Source organism: Pseudomonas sp. 21LCFQ02 (assembly GCF_024129895.2).
Taxonomy (GTDB): Bacteria; Pseudomonadota; Gammaproteobacteria; order Pseudomonadales; family Pseudomonadaceae; genus Aquipseudomonas.
In genome coordinates this window covers 3,076,119-3,096,404 of the sequence record NZ_CM178749.1, presented here as the reverse complement: position 1 = coordinate 3,096,404, position 20,286 = coordinate 3,076,119, and the positions used below count along the sequence as shown (strand labels likewise).

Sequence of the window (20,286 nt, the reverse complement as noted above, 5' to 3'; positions counted from 1 at the left end):
ATCAGGGCAGGTGTTCTCCGTTTTTCCTTCGGAGACATCGTATGAACCCAGCTACTGATCGCACCGAACCGGAATGCATCGATCAGGTCATGTACATCAACATGATCGGAGAGAAGCACTCGGATGAGGATTTGCAGCAAGTACGAATCGGACAGTGCGAAGCGCTTGAACAGGCTCTGCAGCTTGCTTCAGAAGCTGTTGCCACCCAGTCGCGAGATGAAGCCATTGTTCCCGCAATGGTCTCCATCGTTGACAACCTTGGAAGACTCGTCGCGGTAGGTGAAATCATCAACTCGACCTCCGTCGAGTGGATCCCACCTTATTCGTCTGAGTACGTGATCCAGGTTTCTCAAGCGCGAATTGAGCAGATGTTGGCTCAAGCGTGCTGTGAGGCAACTCACAACAACTTCACTACGGCTCGCGGCCTGCGTCGCAATGCAAAGCTGATGCAAGGTAGAGCTCCTCACCCAGTGTGGAGAGCTACAGTCATCAACGTGCTTAGCGCCTTGCAGTCCATCGAAACGCTGCATTAATCCTTCACACCGAATCAGCCTACCCATGCGGGGAATACTCTTCCCTACCAGGGCAGGTGTTCTCCGTTCTTTTTTTGAATTGGAGATACACCATGAGCAACGAAACCAAATACTTCGATCTGCACACCACCGGCATCGGCTACCTGAACCGTATCCGTGAAGTGACCCCGCGCAAGGGTAAGCCTTTCTGGGCCGTCACTGTCGCGGCGCTTCGAGGCACATCCGATGATTCTGAATACACCTACATCGACTGCAACGTCGTCGGCGGCGAGGCTGAAAAGCTGATCAAGCGCTGCTTTGAAGCCGTGAACGCTGATAAGAAAGTCCTTGTGTCGTTCCGAATCGGAGACATCTGGGCCGATGCTTTCACGTACCAGGCCGGCGCGAAGAAAGGCCAGTCAGGTGCCTGTTTGAAAGGACGGCTTTTGTATTTGAGCTGGATCAAGGTCAACGGTGAAACCGTCTACCAAGCCAAGCCTCAAGATACCTCGGGTCAAGAACCACAACAGCAAGCACCCGCTCAGGAATCTCAGGACCAGGAACAAGCTGCAGCCTAACTCCAACCTTTTCAAACGCCATCCAGAGGGTTCATCACCCTCCTGGGCTGGTGAACCCTTTTCTCTCAAAGAAGAGGCTCACCATGCAGGCAACGACTCAGGTTTTTGCAGGACACGTTTTTGTTCGCCACCCAAAAACTCCCGCTGCATACATCCGACTGGATGCTCTGGAACGCATTTACAACCAACAGATCTCGACCTTCTGCTCTGAAGCCCAGATCGGCTGCGGCCCACGCATCAAGCGCTATCGCGTCAAACTGCTCCGCTCGCTCCGACTGCATGCTCTGTCTTTGCAGTTTCCGTATGCAGAGATTTTCAAACGGTGCGCTGCACGACGCAGTCTGCTGTTGGACGATCTGACACTTGCCCGAGCACAACGCGCTTGCGTGACTGCCGAACCTGCCAATCGCAAAGCGACGGCTTGATACCTTCTACACCCTGTGTCTTTACCCTCGATGAGGCGCCTCACGGCGCCGAGTCATCGTATCGCCGCGACGTTTCGGCCAGCCGAGCTAAAAAATTCAGTTAAGTTCGCTGTCGTCGACAGCGGTCTGAGCGAAGCCCGGGTCCAGGCTTCGGCGCATCAGCGTTGACCCACCCAAGATCGACAAGCACTCGGTAGCTCGATCGCATCACTTGGTGATGGAGTGCATCTACTCAAACCCATGCGGGGATCTCTCCCCATGGGCGGGGACCCGCTTTTTTCAAGGCGACCTCGATATGTCCAACTCTCCAGCTTTGGCTGATTACCATTCCTACCCCATCGTTCTGAGCAGCTCAGCCTGGTCACGAACTGTCCACTTGCAGAATCCTGCCCGTGTTCACGAAATGAGCCAGCGCCTGGCTACCGTCGTTCTGGCTGCTTGGCAAGAACTCAAAGCACATCCCGACGCCACTTCCCTGACTTTCAGCGTGCTGCAGAAGCAGCCCACCGGACAAGGTCGCGACCTGATTGCGTTAAAACTGACTGTAGGTCGCGGTATCGCCGATCTGCCGTTCATCCAGGTCGACCTGCACGATGACAGCACCGGCGCTGCTGTCTGCTGATCGAGTCCCTACAAGCCCCGTTCTTACGGGGCTCACTTTTCCCCGGGTGGATGAATGATCAGCATCCCTGGCTATCTGGCCATACGCACTATCAGCGGCCGCAATGGCCCCTTTAACGTCGGACGCCTGGCGACATCAATAGGCGAGTTTGTCATCAAGGATGCGCTCCTGGATCAATACATGGAGGGCAAGTACGAAGGCACGTTCGCCATCCGCCAGATCCGGCCGTCTTACTACACCCACGGCGGACGGCTGGTTGTGGAGATCCGGGCTGAACTCGAAAGCATGTCGCTTGATGAAGTCTCTGACCTCAGCAGCGAAGATGCAGAACAGATGACGTCCACTGTTCCAGATCCTCTGGAAGAAGAAACGCCTCCTGTCACACCCGCCAACAGGCCCATCGCACCAGTAAAGCAACCAGCTCCACGGCCCATAAGCCGCCAGCCACCTGCTGAAGCAGACAATGACAATCGTCCTTTCGGTATGGACTTTCCCGCTCCTGCAGTTGCTTTACAGCCATCGGTAGATGCAGAGCTATTCAGCACTATATGGCCACTGGGTAACGAGGTGAAACTCGACACCACGGTTGACCGGCAGCGCTTGAGGCAACAATGCACACGGCTGGCAGAGCTGGGTTACGAACTGAACTTCAAGACCCAGACCTGGCATCGCCAGTAGCACCCACGTCATACACCCTGAGGGGGCTCCCTCAGGAGCTCCCGCCCATCTTCAAGGAGCTCACCATGACTTCGATTTTTTCCAATCTGTCCCAGGACACCCTCGCCACTATCGAGGAGCAGTTGTCCAACAACGATGTCTCCAGCAACGAAGAGATGATCGACTTTTTCATCGAAGAGCTCGAATTGTCCTCACAGCAAGCAGAAGCCGCTGTGGAGCTACGCAGCCAGTACCTCCAGACGATTTTCCTGGTTGGCCAGGGACCGCTTCACGTCACCGACGGACAGATCTTTGATCCCCGGACCAAAACCGTTCGTTAAACAGCAGCGCATAACCACCCACGGGGCAACCTTCCCCTTGGGACTGGTTGCTCCCTTCAGGAGCCAATCATGTCCCTGTATCCCATCGACGAATGCCCAGACCTCATGGTGGACGCTTGCGTCTGCGACGAGGATCGCAAGCTGATTTTCCTTTCCGCCTGGGGCCGCGATACCGCCGTCCAGGAGTTTCTTGCCAGGCTCACGCTGGGTCGGGATGAGCAAGGTCTCGACCAGTTCCACATCACGGTCGATAACCGAGCTTTGCCTGTCTTCCCAAACACCGAGTTTCTGGAGAAACGCACGACCCGACAATTGCGCGGGACATTGTTCGGTAGCCTGATTCATCTGTGGCTATTTGACAGCCGTGCATCACTGCCTGACCTGGCGAATCACTTTGCCTACGCACTCCTGGATCAACACTCAGCCCATCACGAACAGTTATGGCCTTTGGTCATGTCCACCTGCCCTCTTCCCCTGCTTGACCACTGGCGTGAGCCGGTCATGGAGATCCTGACCACTCAACAGATGCTCACCCTGCTGCCCGGCTCCATAGGCAGCGTGCGCGCATGGCGGCTCTCACTCCAGATCGATGTGCTGGAAGCCTCCGTTGGCCAGCTCGTTCGACTCAATCAACTCACCCTCGAAGCTCAGCCCCAGGCCTGAGCTGCACCCATCATTCAAGGAGGCCCCATGGCCCTGATGTTCCCGCGCCTGGCGCGCAATTTTGCGCGTAATGGCTATTACCCCACCGACGAGACCACACTTGAACGAGCGCTGCAGGCGATTGCCCCGGCCACACTTGGGGTGATGCGCATTTGCGACCCGTGCGCTGGAGAAGGCGTTGCATTAGCTGAAGCCGCCCATGCCTTGGGCAGAGAACGGGTTCAGGCCTTCGCGGTCGAGTATCACCGTGAGCGAGCTGACCACGCCCGTAGCCTGCTTGATCGGGTACTGCACAGTGACCTGTTCGATACCATGATTAGCCGGCAAGCCTTCGGTTTACTCTGGCTCAATCCGCCTTATGGAGATCTGGTCGCTGACCATTCCGGTTCATCGCAATACCAAAGCAGCGGCCGCAAGCGCCTGGAGAAAGCGTTCTATCAACGCTGCCTTCCTCTTCTGCAGTACGGTGGCACCCTGGTGCTGATCGTTCCTCACTACGTCCTGGACGATGAGTTCTGCGGCTGGCTGTGCAACCACTTCACCAGTCTGCGGATCTACGCAGCAGTGGAGGTGACCTTCAAACAGGTAGTGATCTACGGCATTCGGATTCGTCGCCAGGACCTGGCGAAGCCGACTGAACTAAAGGCAGATCGAGACCGGTTGCGCGACATCGGCGCTGGAGTCGTGACGGCAGAGACCTTGCCGGAGCAATGGCCTTGGGAAACGTATGTGGTGCCGGCAGCGGTCACAGAGATCAGTCACTTCTATCGGCTAAGTCTGGAACCTGAACAACTGGCACTGGAAACCGGTCGGTTGGGCGGGCTGTGGAATGACTTCATTCTGCTCTTCGGCCTGCGCGGCCTGGCTTCACGGCGCCCAGTCAAAGCCTTGTCCCAGTGGCACCTTGCATTGGCACTCGCCGCCGGCGCTGTGTCTGGCGTAGTGACCTCTCCTGCAGGACGCATTCTGGTCCTGAAAGGCGACACACACAAAGAGAAGGTCAGTCGTACCGAGTTCACTGAAGATGAGGATGGCAACATCCAGGAGTCAAGGATCCTGACCGATCGTTTCGTACCCGTGATTCGGGCTTGGGACATGACGCCAGGCTCTGCGACACTTGGCCAGGTGCTGACCATCACGTCCACCCCGGCACCGGAGCATTCCCCAGCCAGTAACGTGGCCGACGCCCAGGCAAACACTTGTGAAGGACTGTTTGAACCTGGCCGGGTCGTGATGACCGCGGCGATCAGCAACCTGGTCGAGCACGGTGCCCTTGATCCCACGATCTATTTACGCCGGCACCTGAGCGGCGACTGGGGCGAACTGCGCCAAGAGGATCAACAGAGTAACCAACAGGCACTGCGTTCAGGCGAGCGCTTGTTCTCCTGCTATGACACTCCGGTGGTCGACGAGCCTCGGCTCTGGATCATCACTGAAGCGGATCGCAGCGTAACCACGCTGTTGCTGCCTTCGGACTACTAACCTACCGCCGCTGGCCGGCGCACCTCAATCACTCAACCCCATGGGTACGTCGATACCCATCAGGGGTCGGCGTGCCTCTGCTCTTCGGAGAGCCGCATGACCGATCTCAACCACACTCCCACAACGCTCAATCTCACCGACTTCATCGAAGAGTTCGGCGAGGGCCTGCTCGACTCCCTCAACCGTTCCAATCCACCGGTGTTCACCGGCCACAACAACCCCGGTCGCCAAGCGGTTCTGCACAACCTGAAACGCACACCTTTCCCGGCGCAGGCTGAAGTCGTCCAGGCGATCGCTGCATTGCTCATCGACCAGGACGAACAGGCCGGCATCATCAATGCCGAGATGGGAACAGGCAAAACCATGATGGCCATCGCCGCTGCGGCTGTCATGCATGCCGAAGGGTATCGACGCACACTGGTCCTCTCCCCGCCTCACCTGGTCTACAAATGGCGCAGGGAGATCCTCGAAACCATCCCAGGCGCACGTGTCTGGATCCTCAACGGTCCAGACACGTTGGTCAAACTACTCAAGCTGCGCCAGTCGCTTGGCTTACCTTACGACGGTCGCCAGGAGTTCTTCATCCTCGGGCGCGTCCGGATGCGGATGGGCTTTCACTGGCGATTGGCATGTGCAACTCGGCGTGCTAGCGGAAATCGTCTGTTGGCAGTCTGCCCAGACTGCGGCCGGCTGCTCGAGGACGACGAAGACAACCTGATCACACTGCAGGAGTTCCAGAACGAAGAGCGCCGCCGGCAGTGCCCACACTGTCGATCACCGCTCTGGACACTGATCCGTCCTGGTAACGCCGGCAATGACCGTCGTGGTCTGATCCTGAAGTCCATGTGCCGCATACCTACCATCGGGCCTGTTCGGGCCGAACGGCTGATCCAGGACTTCGGAGAGGAGTTCCTCGCCGGCATGCTGGCCGACAACGTCAGCGAGTTCATCAACCTGATGGATGCTAAGGGTAACTTCGTTTTCACCGATCGCCAGGCCACACGTATGGAGCGAGCCATGGCCAACCTGGAGTTCGGCTTTGGCGAAGGCGGCTACCAGCCGACCGAGTTCATCAAACGCTACCTACCCAATGGCTATTTCGATCTCATAGTTGTGGATGAGGGCCATGAATACAAAAACAGCGGTTCGGCCCAGGGGCAGGCCATGGGGGTACTCGCGGCCAAGGCGCGCAAGCTGTTGTTGCTCACCGGTACGCTGATGGGTGGCTACGCCGATGACCTGTTCTACCTACTGTTCCGTATTCTCCCTCGCCGGATGATCGAGGACGGATATCGGCCCAATGCACGTGGCAGCATGGCACCAGCAGCCATGGCGTTCATGCGCGATCACGGCGTACTCAAGGACATCTACACCGAACGCGATGGTCAATCGCACAAAACTGCCCGAGGCAAAAAACTCTCGGTACGCACAGTGAAAGCCCCAGGCTTCGGCCCAAAAGGCATTCACCGGTTCGTGCTGCCATTCACCGTCTTCCTGAAACTCAAGGACATCGGAGGCAACGTGCTGCCGGCGTACCAGGAGGAATTTGTCGACATACCGATGCAGGAGCATCAAGAAGTGGGGTACCAGAATCTGGCTCGGACACTGACAGCTGAACTTCGCCAGGCTCTGGCACGCAGGGACACCACGCTCTTGGGCGTGGTACTCAACGTGCTGCTGGCCTGGCCGGATTGCTGCTTCAGGCCGGAGGTGGTTAAACACCCGAGGACCCAGGAAACGCTGGCCATGGTCGGGACGATCTTCAACGATGACGAACCAAGCCCCAAGGAGCAAGCGCTGATCAAGCTGTGTCAGCAAGAGAAAGCCCTCGGTCGTAAGGTACTCGCTTATACCGTCTACACCGGTAAACGAGATACCACGACCAGGCTGAAGCGCATGCTGGACCAGGCCGGGCTGAAAGTCGCTGTGTTGCGAGCAACGGTGGACACCGCCAGGCGCGAGGACTGGATCCTGGACCAGGTGGACCGGGGGATTGATGTGCTGATCACCAACCCGGAGCTGGTAAAGACCGGCCTGGATCTGCTCGATTTTCCCACGATCGTCTTTCTGCAGACGGGCTACAACGTCTACACCCTGCAACAGGCTGCTCGCCGGTCATGGAGGATCGGTCAGAAGCATGCAGTACGGGTGGTGTTCTTCGGCTACGCCGGCAGCTCACAGATCACGTGTCTGCAGTTGATGGCCAAGAAGATCGCGGTGTCGCAGAGCACGTCGGGAGACGTGCCTGATTCGGGGCTTGACTCGTTGAACCAGGATGGGGATTCGGTTGAGATGGCTTTGGCACGGCAACTTGTAGCAAACTGAAAGTAGGAGCCATCTGCCAGATGGCTCCTACCTCAAATACTGCCGCCTCCAACTCCAGAACGACAAAGCATATTCATCCACTGATAGCACAGCCCATCCCCACCACTTCATTGAACTGGTCGCCCACCACCCTACAGTGCTGTCGTCTAGAGGTATGCCAGCCAGGTACAGTGGTATGGCTCCCAGATCTGCATCGCTGGCCACAATCATAGCTCAGCGTCACTTTTCCTGAAAAATCGACTTTTTCAATAGAATCAGCCTTCATCTGCCGGGCAGTGCTGGCAGAAAACGGCTGTACGTATGGGACCTTAGTTTTGCACAAGCTTCATAACCGACTATGGGGGCATAGGGGATCTCCAACGCCCAAGCATGAGGGGCCAACAGCTCTTGACCAGCACATAACGCTCCTCATCAGATGGCCCCATTCCGACCGCGGCTGGAGCGCGAGTGTCGGAGCTACGAAAGCAGGCCAAGGGCCAGCAGATAATCAACTCCAGAAATAACCCGTGCGGGTAGGGCTGCCACCTATAAGCCGTCCGGCTGATCAGACCAATAGCCGGCTTGGTTGCGATGATGCCTAAAAGTTGTCAACAGGCGCCCAGCATGCCTTAATAGCAGTGCGCCACCACCACAAATAAAAATCGCTTGTTCTGGACGAAGAGTTAGATAATTGGCGAAAAAGATAGAAATTCAAAAGACTAGGCGCTCGAAAGGACAGAGTGTAGTAGTCTTCGTGCATGGTCTATCGGGCTCCTCAGGGACCTGGGATCAAATGATCCAAGTCCTTTGTTCGTCCCCAGAGCTTGATCATTTAGCTTACGATTGCTATGAATATCCTTCAAGTCTATGGCGAATTCCATTCGGAAAAAAAATGGCGTCGATTCAGGAGATATCCGAGGGTCTACGAACTTTCATCTCAACAAAATACAACGATCGCAAGGTGATTATCGTCGCGCACAGCCTAGGCGGTGTGATAGCAAGACACTACATCCTAGAGTCAAAGAAATGCGGGAGAGATCATCAGGTTATGGCCGCGGTACTCTACGCATCACCTCTAGCTGGAGCGGCGCTGGCTAATATTGCAAAAGGCTTCTCCTGGCGTCATGCCCATCTTACTCAGCTTACCGTTAGAGGAGACATCCTGACCTCATTGAATAGTGACTGGGTGGCTCTTCGCCTCTCTGAAGACGTAACCGTGCTGAGCGTAATTGCAGGAAGCGATGCAATTGTATCCAGAGAAAGCGCTCTTCCCTACATCGGAGATCAAAATACAAGGACTTTGATTGAATGCGGCCACATAGATGTTACCAAACCTTCAGATGCATCTGACTTGCGCTTTCAGGTGTTAAAAGAGTTCCTAAATAGATTCAGTCCAGATATCACTTCACCTGAGCGTTGCAAGACGCCTACTAAGCTTTTGCACGCCGGAGACGTACTCTTCGATGTTTACACCGAGCAGGTCGAGCCACATTATGTTCATCGTCGCGAAGACGAGATAATTAAGTCAGCAGCAAACTCTTCGAACATATGGATTAACGGTCCAGCCGGCGTAGGTAAGACAGCCGCACTTCGTAGGCTCGCCTCGCGAGAAGGATGGGTATTCCATCACCAGATTCTTGACGGGTTACGCGGGCTAGACGCACGACATCTCATGCGCGAAATATGTAATTCTCTATATGAGAAGTCGGGGCATGATATAATACTGCCTCGTGAAATATCAGACATTGACCTGAGAAAAGCATTCCGCAAAGTTTTCGACTTACTTGCCAAAAATACAACTCTGGCGGTACTGATCGAGGAAATCCCTCTCGAGGGTGGCGAAGAATATGTTCGATTTGTTGAGCATTGCTACCAGCTTGCCCTGTTGTGCGAAAGCATGAACGACGATGGTCGCGTCATCTGGTTATTCTCGTCCATTCGAGATCCACTCAAGGATGTATCCAACGTCTCGGCAAAACTTCGTGAAAAAATTCAGTTCATCAATTTTACAGTTTGGAATGAGCAGGACCTGTCGACTTTGGTGGGAATGATTAATCACAACCTCGATATGCAGCTAACCCCGGACCAGGCTAAAGTCGTCACCAAAAAAGCTCAGGGATCTCCGAGATTCGTAAAATTATTCTTCCGCCGCACACGAAACGAAGTAACGTCTAATCACACTATTGACGAGCTTCTTTCGTCTGTACACAGAGATTTGGTGGTATGAAAAAGCGCATACTCTCTCCCAACACTATTATCCCAGCGCACCTGTACGTAGAGCGAGCTGCGGATCGCCAACTAAAAACTGTTATAGACGAGATGGGGCGCCCTGCTTATATACTTGTCGCTCGACAGATGGGCAAGACCAACCTGTTACTTAATATGAAGCGCCACCGCAAAGACGACTTGGTGGTATACTTCGATCTTTCAAACAGATTTGAAAGTGCTCGTAGCTTTTTTAGGAACATTATTGATACCATCATCGAGTCAGCCAGCGAGGAATTTAAGGCTGTAGATACAATTAACGCCCACCGTCAAAACAACGCCCTTGAGCCCAGTGTGGAGTATGATCGACACCTCAGATTACTACTAAATGAATGCGAAAAAAAAATCATTCTCATACTAGACGAAATTGATTCCCTGATTGGGTGCTCATATTCAGACACAATCTTATCCCAAGTTCGTAGCATGTATTTTTCCCGAGGAAATTTCGACATCTATCGTAACCTCACCTATGTACTTTCGGGTGTAGCAGAACCAGTAGACCTGATCAAAGACAAGAATATTTCGCCGTTCAACATTGGCGAGAAAATCTATCTAGAAGACTTTACAAACTCTGAATTTAATACATTCGTGAGTAATGCTGAGCTTCCTTTTTCGTCTGAGATTACAGAGCGCATATTTTGGTGGGCGGATGGTAATCCTCGGATATCGTGGGATATCTGCTCTGAAATCGAACTCGAGGCCTTGAAGGGGGGCGAAATATCCTGCGAGACTGTGGACACAACAGTCGATAGGCTGTATTTGCGTGAATACGACCGTGCTCCAATTGATCACATTCGAACTTTGGTCGAGTTTGACTCTGAGATCCGTAAGGCAATCATGTCTATCCGGTACAGCCGATCAGACTTCGCGGATGACAAAATAAAGGGAAAGCTATACCTCGCGGGAATCGCGAAAACAGACGGTGACAAGGGCGTCGTCATCAAGAACCGAGTGATTGACTCCGCACTGTCGGAGCGATGGATCCAGCAACTCGACAATTCTAAGTTCTCTGCTGTAGACGAAGCGGCTAAGGCATTCATCTCGCAGGATTTTGAAAAAGTCATTCGAATATATAGCGAAATCGGTACTACATCTGTCCTAACTGAGACTCAGTTGCTTGAGTTTGGAGAGGCACATCTGAACTCTGAAAATTTTAACGATGCACAACGGCAGTTTGATATCGTCGCGGAACGCACCAGTGACCCTAGGACAAGGCAGCTATCTACGCTTCTCTCTGGTATCAGTAGCCTACTGCTAAAAAATTACCATTTCAGCCTCAATAAATTTGTCGTAGCAACTGAAGGACCGGATCGAGCCCTATCAGTTACCGCGCGTCTAAACTTACAGGTAATTTACGGGCGCCTAGCAGAAGCAAAATATCGCAGCGACGCTATCAGCATGTCTTTAGCTTTGATCGAGGAAGTTGAAACTTTAAATGAACTAGATCAGCATTATTTATCAACCACCGCCCTAGCCAATTTAGCTGTAATTTACCTTGCCTATGGTGATGAACTAAAATGGTACGAAACTCTATCCAAGGCTCTAGCGATAGCACCAATTGAATTTCAACCTTTTTTATTGGTCGAACTCTATAAGCGCAGTCCAAGCACCGAAGAAAAAAATGCAGCACTCGACAAGTTCGTGAACCTTGTGGCAGCGAACGACGTCGAGTTATCTAATGATCTACGCGATGTCCTGGGGTTATCCAAAGCTGTTCTGGGACAAGCATTGCTGGGTCTAGTTGAGCAGCAGCAGCTACCAGTTTTCGAGCAACTGCTTTCCATAGTTAAACGCCGCTACTTCGAAAGTTATACGAGCGCCGTGGCAATTCTTGTTGATCTTGCAGAGGCAATCGACGAAATTGATCATCATAAAGCTGTACAGCTTCTTCAACATTCTGAGGCATACTGCTTGACAGATGAAACACCCGCAATCGATAGAATCAGGCTGTACAGACAACTTGCGAACTCTAACAATGTCGAAGTTTCCCGTGGGTGGGGGCTGGCATTCCTAAGCCAGCTTAATATGTACTGCCCTGTTGAGATGCTTGGAGAGGCGGACGTAGAGGCCGCCTTGAGCATCATCAGTGGAGGCATGCACCACAAACGTCACGAAATAATGGAATACTTCAGATTATTTAGAAAGTTTGAAACCACAACTAATTCTAGATGGCCCGAAGCCGGCGTAATCTTTGTTTACATTCAGCTACAGCATGCGTTGTCGTTAAGAAACGAAGCCGAAGCTGTAACTCAAGCGAATTCGATCCTTGAACTAATGAAATCAATTGATCGCACCAAGATAATACGCGAGATCTACGAACCCCTCACAAAGGCGGCTATGGACACCATCAGAAAATCTCGTCGCAAAGAGTTCAAGAACTATAACCGCAACGAGAAACTATTGGTACAATATGGCACCAATGATCCTGTGATCGTGAAGTTCAAATTAGCTGAAGAGGATCTGTATTTCTCGCGATGCACGCTCATTGGGCGAGCTTGAAAATCATCTATCTTCAACACAGATGTAGCCAGCTTGCAAGCGCTGGCTTATGTCTTAGGGGTCTACTCAGTGTAATTGCACCGGCGTTCACGCCCCAATCTCAAGAAGCTATACACCTATGCTAGCAACAGCCGATCACTCTCTCGGGCGTCGATGAGGCCAACTCACATTTTCGGCAAGATGAGCAACTTATTCCCAACTTTTGACTATCAGTTTTTTACATCGCAGAGTGCATGTTCGCCGAGCCTGCTGATCCAAACGAGTAGCGATACATGAGCCGAGGAGGATGCCCCCTTGAGACTTACATCAGCGTATGAACCCCCAACTCAATTGCACTTTACCGTCCAAAGCTGATCAATACGGGTGGTATAGCTCTGACTCATTAAGTCTCGCCGCATAGCCCAGCCTGGGTCGCTTGGTACAGCCGCTGATCGCACAGTACCTCTACCCCAGCGCCCGTTGATCTCGTCCATCACCGACATCATTCGGCCGGCTGATTCAGACTGCCTCGCAGCAAACAGGTCGCCAGTAAACTCTCCCAGCTGGCGCAGATCCAGTAACAACACTTCAGCTTTGCTGTAGCGAAAGCCCGGCCGAAAGATCCGCTCAACGGCTTCACCACCGGCTCTGGTCAGTAACAGAGTATCATTGGTGGGGTACGGCAGTTCTACAAGCGCACCTTGCGCGTACTTGGCTTCATCGGGGTTGAACATGCCTGTTCTGATGCTGACCCGCATGCGTTTGCAAACCGAGCCTTGCGCCCGGAGCTTTTCCGCAGCCCTAGATACGTAGGTGGCCACGGCTTCCTTGACCGGCTGGATCTCGGTCAGACGGGTGCCGAACATGCGGCTGCTGCAGATTTCCTGCTTTGGGGGTTCTGCTTCTGCCAGGTCCAGGCAGGCGGTACCGGCCAGCTCCCGGGCCGTTTTCTCGATCACAACGCTGAATTTCTGACGAAGGTTCCAGGCATCCGCGTTGGCAAGGTCCATGGCGGTAATGATGCCCATTGCCTCCAGGTGGGCCCGCATGCGTTTGCCAACGCCCCACACCTCCCCCACCTTGCTGTTGCGCAGCACCCAATTCCTTTTATGCAACTCGCTGATGTCGACGACACCGCCAGTGTGGGCTTGAAGCCTCTTGGCCATGTTGTTGGCGAGTTTGGCCAACGTTTTGGTTGGCCCGATGCCGACACCTACCGGTATGCCCGTGCAGCGATGCACCGCCGTGCGGATTTTGCGGCCGAAGGCTGTGAGGTCACCTTGGATACCGGTCAGGTCCGCAAACGCCTCGTCAATGCTGTAAATCTCGACCGCCGGTACCATCGACTCGATGATGGTCATCACCCGCTCGCTCATATCGCCATACAGCGCGTAATTACTGCTGAAAGCGATGATGCCGTGACGGCACAGGTCGTCTTTGATCTGAAAGTACGGCGCGCCCATCTTCACGTAGCGCTTGGCATCGTAGGACCTGGCAATCACACAACCATCGTTGTTGCTCAATACGACTATGGGGGTCTTAGCCAGGTCCGGGCGAAATACGCGCTCGCAACTCGCATAAAACGAGTTGCAGTCGATCAGGGCAAATGTCCTGTCAGGCGTTGTCATGGTCGCGCACGCTGTACTTCACCACGCCCCAGATGATGAGGTCGTCACCCTCCAAGACGTGTCGCGGCGGATATTTACTGTTTTCCGACTTGAGAACCACCGCTCCGTCGCGCATGTGTAGACGCTTGCACACCGGTTCTGAGTTCAATGAAGCCACTACTATGTCGTCATGCTCTGCGTACAGGCTACGATCCACGATCACCAGGTCACCGTTGTAGATACCAGCGCCCTGCATGCTGTCGCCCTCGATTTTGACCAAGTAGACGTGCGGCGCCCGTATGTCGAAAAGCTCATCGAGCGAGATGTGTTTTTCGATGTGATCCGCTGCGGGTGAGGGAAACCCGGCAGCCACTAAGGACGAGAGATACGGGAGCTTGGCGCCCTTTTCGGCCAAAGGTCCAAGGATGGTCACACTCATGATAATGCCTTTTTGTGAGGTACTGTATTTATATACAGTTAACTCTGTGAGCCATCCGTGGTCAATCTGCAATGTAGGAAAATTCGACGGGTGACATCATGTGTGGCCGCTATTCCATTTACGAATCAATGGATCATTACCTGAGACAGCTTGAGCTGGATCTGATCGTGATCAACGGTTACGACCACGAAGACATCAATCGGTACAACGTCGCTCCTTCCACGCGGGTCGAGCTGATTCGTGGTGCCGAAGGAGGTTTGCGAGTGGACAAGGTGAAATGGGGATGGGCTCCGTGCTGGGCGAAGGGGAAGCGACCCGACCCGATCAATGCCCGGGTTGAAACAGTGGACAGCGGGAAATTTTTCAAACAGCTATGGCCAGCAGGCCGCGCACTCGCGCCCGCGAATAACTGGTTCGAATGGGTCAAGCATCCTGACGACCCGAACAAGAAACAGCCCTACCTGATCAGACTCAAGAGCGGAGAACCGATGTTCTTCGCTGCCCTGGCTCAAGTGCACACCGATTTGCAGCCCCATGACGGCGACGGCTTCGTGATCATCACCGATGCAAGCGATGCGGGCATGCTGGATATCCATGACCGCCGGCCGGTGGTACTCGATCCGGAGGATGCTCGCGAATGGCTGCAAGAAGATCTGCCGGCGGAACGGGCGCTTGAGCTGGCCAGACACTCCAGGCCGGTGGAAGATTTTGAGTGGTATCCCGTAAGCCCAGCGGTCGGGAACGTTAAGAATCAAGGCTCGGACCTAATTCGACGAGTCGGGAACTAGCTACGAGCGCTTCTGCATATACGATTCGCGTTCTAGAGCACAGATGAGAGGTAGCGTGCGTAAATCACGAGATTGAATAATCCATTCAATCCCAGTTCCCATTTTTTGATGTGCTGATCCAGCACGCCTGCGAGCCTGTGACCCTCACCCGTGAGGATTACCATGAGCCAGCGCCTCCAAACCATCCTTATATGCCTTGTATGCACCTGCTTTCTGCTGGCAGGCGGCATTATCTACCAACAACTCCAACTGCATCAGTTGCGCAACGCCATGGAGGGTGCCGCCGAGCAGGTAACCCTCGACGGCATGCTTGGCCGTATGAACCAAATCAACGACCAGATTGATGGCTTGGTCGGTCGCAAACTCATCGGCGCCGAAGATTTCCAGGTCGCGCAGCAGGTGATGGTCAGCCGTATTGATGCTGTCCAAGCGACCGCCAAGCAGGCCAGTGAAGCCGCTCAGCATGTCTCAGACCAGGCGGCGAGCAGCCGCGATCTGCTTGCCCTTCAAGCCGAGGTTCAAGCAGTCAGCGAATCCGTTGAGAACCTGCGCAAAGCCAAGCAGCAGCAAACCAGCGTCCAGCTCGAAAAGCCGGTCAAGCCACCGGTGGTGAAACCCATTGCCCCACCTCCTCCACCAGTCCCACCTCCGTTCCAAATCATCGGCATTGAATACCGTGGCGGTGAGCCGTTCCTGACCGTCGCGCCGCCGGGCAGCACCCGCCTGAGCCAGATTTACCTGGTCCGCCCAGGTGACACGGTTGTCGGCAGCGCCTGGCGCCTCAGCGGGATCGACGGCAAGAGCGCCAGGTTCGATGTTGCAGGTGTCAGCAGAACGATCAACGTACAGCCATAGGAGCCGCCCATGTGTAAATTTCACCAGTCTATCTACGCCGGGATGCTCGGCTTCTTGCTCTGTACCGCAACGTTCAGTGCCAACGCTCAACAAGCCCAGGACAGCCGCACCCGTACCTCTACCGCTCAAGGTACAGGGCAAACACTTCTCGGCTCTGATGCTCTACACGATGACCTGGCCAGCGAGTGGGGTCTGACTCCGCAGGAGTACCAGCGCTATTCGTTGCTGATGCAAGGCTCGCGGGGCATCTACTCGCCAGGACTTGATCCACTAACCGCTTTGGGTATCGAGGCACGCACAGACGAGGAGCGTCGTCGTTTCGCTGAACTGCAGGTACGCGCCGAACGCCGGCGTGTGGAAAAAGAACTGGCGTACCAGCGTGCCTACGATGAAGCCAATGCCCGCCTCTTTCCAGGTGAGAAGGCCTTCATTATTCGCAGCGGATCGGACAATGGCAGTAGCAGTGCAATCGGCACCGTCAGCAACGGCAGGCTGGCCGTTTTTGTGCGCGAGCAGTGCGAGAGCTGCGTTACCCAAGTACAACAGTTGCAGAGTCAACAGAAGCCCTTTGACATCTATTTCATTGGCAGTCAGGGTGATGATGAGCGCATCAGGCGCTGGGCGATTCTCGCCGGCGTAGATCCCAAGAATGTCCGCAGCCAGCAAATCACCCTTAACCATGACCAAGGACGTTGGATGCGGCTTGGTTTCGGAGGCGAATTGCCCGCTCAGGTCCTGCAGGTGAACGGGCAATGGCAGCGTCAATGATCACAAAGGTCATTGCGGCCTTGGCCCTGAGTACAGCGCTTGCCGCTCAAGCGTTGGAGGCCTCAGCCGCCAACAAGCCGGTCGATGTCCCTCCAGCCTACCGATTGATCGCCATCCCTCATGGTGTCCCACCCGAGGTTCTGTATTCGGTGGCCCTGCAGGAAAGCGGCACGCCCATCAACGGAAAACTGGTCCCTTGGCCCTGGACGCTGAATGTGGCCGGCAAAGGCTATCGCTTCGCTACTCGGTCGGATGCATGCCGCGCACTGATGATTGCTCTGGCAACCAACAGTCCAGGGCGCGTGGACGTCGGTCTTGGCCAAACCAACATCCGGGCCAACGGGCATCGATACACCTACCCGTGCGAAGGACTGGATCCGCACATCAATCTTCGGGTCACCGCAACGATTCTGGCTGAACAGAAAGCCGCCAGTGACGGTAGCTGGGTCACAGCCGCAGGCCGTTATCACCGGCCAGCAGGCGGCGCTCCCGCTGCACGCTACCGAGAAGCCTTTTCTCGCCACCTGAGCCGGGTCACCGGCACCAACCTTCTGGTAACCAACCCATGAAATGTACCTTCTCGCTCCCTCTCTCGGTCCGCCAGGCTCTGCTGGTCACCATGGCGGTGTGCCTGGACGCTCAGGCCTCTAATCTGGTGGTCGTTGCTGACCAGGGCGGTGCTTCGGCCCTTCCTTACTATCAGGATCTGGTGGCCAGCGACCCGGCACCCGCGCAGCAGGGGTCCACACCGATAGGTGTCCGAGGCAGCGGCGCATTTCCAGTGAAGACCCAGGAACTAACCCCAGGGTCAGTCCAGGGCCGCACCATCAATGCCCCCGGGCTGCAGGCGATGTTTCTGATCGGTGACGATGAACGCTCCAAAGCCTGGCTTCAGCAGCGCAGGGAAGAGCTGTTGCGGCTCAATGCAGTTGGCCTAGTGGTCAATGTCGCCAGTGAGGCCCGACTGAATGCGATCAAGAGTTGGGCACCCGGATTACCGCTGGCCCCCACGCCAGGCTCAGACATCGCCAAGCGGCTGGGCATCTCGCATTACCCGGTGCTGATTACCTCGACCACCATTCAGCCTTGACGGACAAGACGATGCCCAAGCCGAGTTTGCCGTACATGACAGTCGTGTTTCTTCACACTCATGACATTCGCGCACGTGAGCAGCTCTGCGAGCAACTCGGCCAGGTAGCGCATCTGTACGGCAGCAAAATCGTGAGCGTGTCTCACTGCAGCGACCAATTCATCGGGCAGCGACTGACCGATCGGCGACCCGAACACGAAATGCCGGCGTCGCCCCCAGAAACACAGAAGCCAGGTCACGAAGCCCAGCCCATGATCGAGGCCTGACTGATGAGCGCCTACACACTCGAATCCCTACTACGCCCCCCAGTGGAGTTGTACACCACCGCTGTCAGCTATCTAGCTGCCGCCCTGTGCGTACTGGCGCCCTGGACAGTTGCGCTCACCCCTCTGTTCGGTTTGGTGGCTGCCACAGGATTTCTTTACCTGGGCACGGTGAGGCTGAAGCAAGCCTGGCGAGTGCTTCGATACCAGGCCAACATCCGTCGCTTGCCAAAATACTCAATGACCAGCGCACAGATGCCCATCAGCAATGATCGATTGTTCATCGGACGGGGCTTTCGCTGGACCCAGAAGCATACGCAGCGCCTGGCTGACACGTACTTGCCTCAGTTTGCCCCCTACGTTGAGCCGTCCCCCTTGTATCAGCAGGCTCGCCAATTGGAAGCCCGGTTGGAGTTCGCCCCCTTTCCGGTGAGCACGCTGGCCAAGGCCACAAGCTGGGATGCCCCCTGGAACCCAGTCAGGCCGCTGCCGCCGGTAGGCGGTCTGCCTCGCTTGCACGGCATTGAGCCGGATGAACAGGATGTCAGCCTGCCTCTGGGAGAGCGTCCCGGGCACACCTTGGTACTGGGGACTACGCGGGTAGGCAAGACCCGTCTGGCAGAGGTATTCATCACCCAGGACATTCGGCGCAAGCGCAGCGGCCAGCACGAGGTGGTGATCGTCTTTGACCCGAAAGGCGATGCCGATCTGCTCAAACGCATGTATCTGGAGGCCAAGCGAGCCGGGCGCCTGGACGAGTTCTATGTCTTCCATCTGGGCTGGCCAGATATTTCGGCGCGCTACAACGCCGTGGGCCGATTCGGGCGGATCAGCGAGGTGGCTACCCGTATTTCTGGCCAGCTTTCCGGCGAAGGTAACTCGGCAGCATTCCGGGAATTCGCCTGGCGATTCGTCAACATCATCGCCCAGTCGCTCGTGGCCCTGGGCCGCCGACCTGACTACGAGCAGATCCGCACGCACGTGATCAACATCGATGCGCTGTTCGTTGAGTACGCTGCGAAATACTTCGCAGAGCATGATCCCAAGGCCTGGGAAACCATCATCGCGTTGGAGAGCAAAATCGATCGGAAAAACCTGTCCTTCGCGATGAAGGACCGCCCACTTCGAATCGTCGCCCTTGACCAGTATCTAACGAGCAAGCGGATTTCCGACTCAGTAATGGAAGGCCTGCACAGCGCCATTCGCTACGACAAAACCTACTTTGACAAGATCGTGGCCTCCCTCCTGCCTTTGCTTGAGAAACTGACCACGGGCCGCATCGCAGAGCTGCTATCCCCTGATTATCTGGACCTGAACGACAACCGTCCGATCTTTGACTGGATGCAGGTGATCCGCAAGCGAGCGATCGTTTATGTCGGCCTGGACGCCCTGTCCGACACAGAAGTGTCGTCTGCAGTCGGCAACTCGATGTTCAGTGACCTGGTATCGGTCGCAGGTCACATCTATAAGTTCGGCATCGACGACGGACTGCCCGGCCAGGCCAGCAGCAAGGTCACCATCAATCTGCACGCCGATGAGTTCAACGAGCTGATCGGCGATGAGTTCATTCCAATGGTGAACAAGGCCGGCGGCGCCGGCATCCAGGTGACGGCCTACACCCAGACTTTGAGTGACATCGAGGCGAAGATCGGCTCCCGCGCCAAGGCGGGCCAGGTGATAGGTAATTTCAACAACCTGTTCATGCTGCGGGTCCGCGAGACCGCAACCGCCGAGCTGCTGACCAACCAGTTGCCGAAGGTGCAGATCTACAACAGCACTCCGGCCAGCAGCGCAAACGACTCCGTGAGTGGCAATACAGCCTTCACCTCCAGCTCGCTAGACCAGGTGCAACTCACCAGTGTGCCAATGATTGAGCCAGCACACGTCGTCGGCCTGCCCAAAGGCCAGTGCTTCGCGCTGATCGAAGGCGGCAACCTCTGGAAGATTCGCATGCCGCTGCCGGCGCATGATCAGGATGAAGTGATGCCAGCAGATCTGCTTGCGATGACCGACAGCATGCGCAAGGGAGGCGGCGCCGATGATGAGTGGTGGCAACCGCCTGGCTCCCGCTCACTGAACGAGAGCTTGCCGGATGACCTGGTGGAAGATTTCCGCCAGCTCGACGCCGACACGCGAGCGGACTGAGGAC

At 55.3% G+C, this 20,286-nt stretch carries 19 protein-coding genes; 17 read left to right on the top strand and 2 right to left on the bottom strand.

The annotated features are described in order from the left end of the window. Window positions 1-41 precede the first annotated feature (41 nt). From NJC40_RS13855 to NJC40_RS13805, 11 genes are all read left to right on the top strand, one after another. A complete protein-coding gene (locus NJC40_RS13855; RefSeq protein ID WP_253138739.1) occupies window positions 42-533 on the top strand; it encodes a hypothetical protein in 492 nt (163 codons plus the stop codon). A 92-nt stretch (window positions 534-625) separates the two neighbouring features. Continuing rightward, window positions 626-1,090 carry an STY4534 family ICE replication protein gene (locus tag NJC40_RS13850; RefSeq protein ID WP_253138741.1) on the top strand — a complete coding sequence of 155 codons (465 nt, stop codon included), beginning with the start codon at window positions 626-628 and terminating at the stop codon, window positions 1,088-1,090. An 83-nt stretch (window positions 1,091-1,173) separates the two neighbouring features. Continuing rightward, window positions 1,174-1,515 (top strand): hypothetical protein, encoded by a 342-nt coding sequence (locus NJC40_RS13845; RefSeq protein WP_253138742.1) that lies wholly within the window; start codon window positions 1,174-1,176, stop codon window positions 1,513-1,515. Between the two features lie 403 nt (window positions 1,516-1,918). Continuing rightward, on the top strand, window positions 1,919-2,137 hold the full coding sequence (locus NJC40_RS13840) for a hypothetical protein (RefSeq protein ID WP_253138744.1): 219 nt from the start codon (window positions 1,919-1,921) through the stop codon (window positions 2,135-2,137). Between the two features lie 54 nt (window positions 2,138-2,191). After that, a complete protein-coding gene (locus NJC40_RS13835) occupies window positions 2,192-2,815 on the top strand; it encodes a DUF3275 family protein (protein ID WP_253138746.1) in 624 nt (207 codons plus the stop codon). 65 nt (window positions 2,816-2,880) lie between these two features. Further along, window positions 2,881-3,135: a hypothetical protein gene (locus NJC40_RS13830; protein ID WP_253138748.1), complete on the top strand. Its 255-nt coding sequence runs from the start codon at window positions 2,881-2,883 to the stop codon at window positions 3,133-3,135. Between the two features lie 69 nt (window positions 3,136-3,204). Continuing rightward, window positions 3,205-3,798 carry a hypothetical protein gene (locus NJC40_RS13825; protein ID WP_253138750.1) on the top strand — a complete coding sequence of 198 codons (594 nt, stop codon included), beginning with the start codon at window positions 3,205-3,207 and terminating at the stop codon, window positions 3,796-3,798. Window positions 3,799-3,825: 27 nt separating this feature from the next. Further along, entirely contained in the window at window positions 3,826-5,280 is a 1,455-nt protein-coding gene (locus tag NJC40_RS13820; protein ID WP_253138752.1) for a DUF6094 domain-containing protein, read from the top strand. A gap of 96 nt (window positions 5,281-5,376) precedes the next feature. Next, window positions 5,377-7,605 carry an SNF2-related protein gene (locus tag NJC40_RS13815; RefSeq protein ID WP_253138755.1) on the top strand — a complete coding sequence of 743 codons (2,229 nt, stop codon included), beginning with the start codon at window positions 5,377-5,379 and terminating at the stop codon, window positions 7,603-7,605. A gap of 733 nt (window positions 7,606-8,338) precedes the next feature. Continuing rightward, entirely contained in the window at window positions 8,339-9,811 is a 1,473-nt protein-coding gene (locus NJC40_RS13810; protein WP_253139479.1) for an alpha/beta fold hydrolase, read from the top strand. Then, complete coding sequence (locus tag NJC40_RS13805) at window positions 9,808-12,348, top strand: AAA-like domain-containing protein (RefSeq protein WP_253138758.1); 2,541 nt, start codon at window positions 9,808-9,810, stop codon at window positions 12,346-12,348. Before NJC40_RS13810 ends, NJC40_RS13805 begins: the two co-directional genes overlap by 4 nt. A 326-nt stretch (window positions 12,349-12,674) precedes the next feature. Here the strand turns inward: NJC40_RS13805 and NJC40_RS13800 are convergent, their stop codons facing one another. Then, window positions 12,675-13,955 carry a Y-family DNA polymerase gene (locus NJC40_RS13800; protein ID WP_253138761.1) on the bottom strand — a complete coding sequence of 427 codons (1,281 nt, stop codon included), beginning with the start codon at window positions 13,953-13,955 and terminating at the stop codon, window positions 12,675-12,677. Further along, window positions 13,942-14,373, bottom strand: a complete 432-nt coding sequence (locus NJC40_RS13795) for a LexA family protein (protein ID WP_253138765.1) — start codon at window positions 14,371-14,373, stop codon at window positions 13,942-13,944. The genes NJC40_RS13800 and NJC40_RS13795 overlap by 14 nt, the downstream gene beginning before the upstream one ends. Window positions 14,374-14,471: 98 nt before the next feature. Here NJC40_RS13795 and NJC40_RS13790 point away from each other — a divergent pair, with 98 nt between their 5' ends. The 6 genes from NJC40_RS13790 (at window position 14,472) to traD (ending at window position 20,282) form a co-directional block, all read left to right on the top strand. Further along, window positions 14,472-15,161 (top strand): SOS response-associated peptidase, encoded by a 690-nt coding sequence (locus tag NJC40_RS13790; protein ID WP_253138767.1) that lies wholly within the window; start codon window positions 14,472-14,474, stop codon window positions 15,159-15,161. Window positions 15,162-15,323: 162 nt separating this feature from the next. Beyond that, window positions 15,324-16,016 (top strand): methyl-accepting chemotaxis protein, encoded by a 693-nt coding sequence (locus NJC40_RS13785; RefSeq protein WP_253138768.1) that lies wholly within the window; start codon window positions 15,324-15,326, stop codon window positions 16,014-16,016. A 9-nt stretch (window positions 16,017-16,025) separates the two neighbouring features. Then, the gene (locus NJC40_RS13780; RefSeq protein ID WP_253138769.1) at window positions 16,026-16,784 is read left to right on the top strand and encodes a TIGR03759 family integrating conjugative element protein; all 759 of its coding nucleotides are present in this window, start codon (window positions 16,026-16,028) and stop codon (window positions 16,782-16,784) included. Then, window positions 16,781-17,353, top strand: a complete 573-nt coding sequence (locus tag NJC40_RS13775; RefSeq protein ID WP_253138771.1) for a lysozyme family protein — start codon at window positions 16,781-16,783, stop codon at window positions 17,351-17,353. The genes NJC40_RS13780 and NJC40_RS13775 overlap by 4 nt, the downstream gene beginning before the upstream one ends. Next, window positions 17,350-17,874, top strand: coding sequence for an integrating conjugative element protein (locus tag NJC40_RS13770; protein ID WP_492180539.1), 525 nt, complete (start codon window positions 17,350-17,352; stop codon window positions 17,872-17,874). Before NJC40_RS13775 ends, NJC40_RS13770 begins: the two co-directional genes overlap by 4 nt. Window positions 17,875-18,143: 269 nt before the next feature. Further along, the gene (gene traD / locus NJC40_RS13765) at window positions 18,144-20,282 is read left to right on the top strand and encodes a type IV conjugative transfer system coupling protein TraD (RefSeq protein WP_492180537.1); all 2,139 of its coding nucleotides are present in this window, start codon (window positions 18,144-18,146) and stop codon (window positions 20,280-20,282) included. Window positions 20,283-20,286 lie beyond the last annotated feature (4 nt).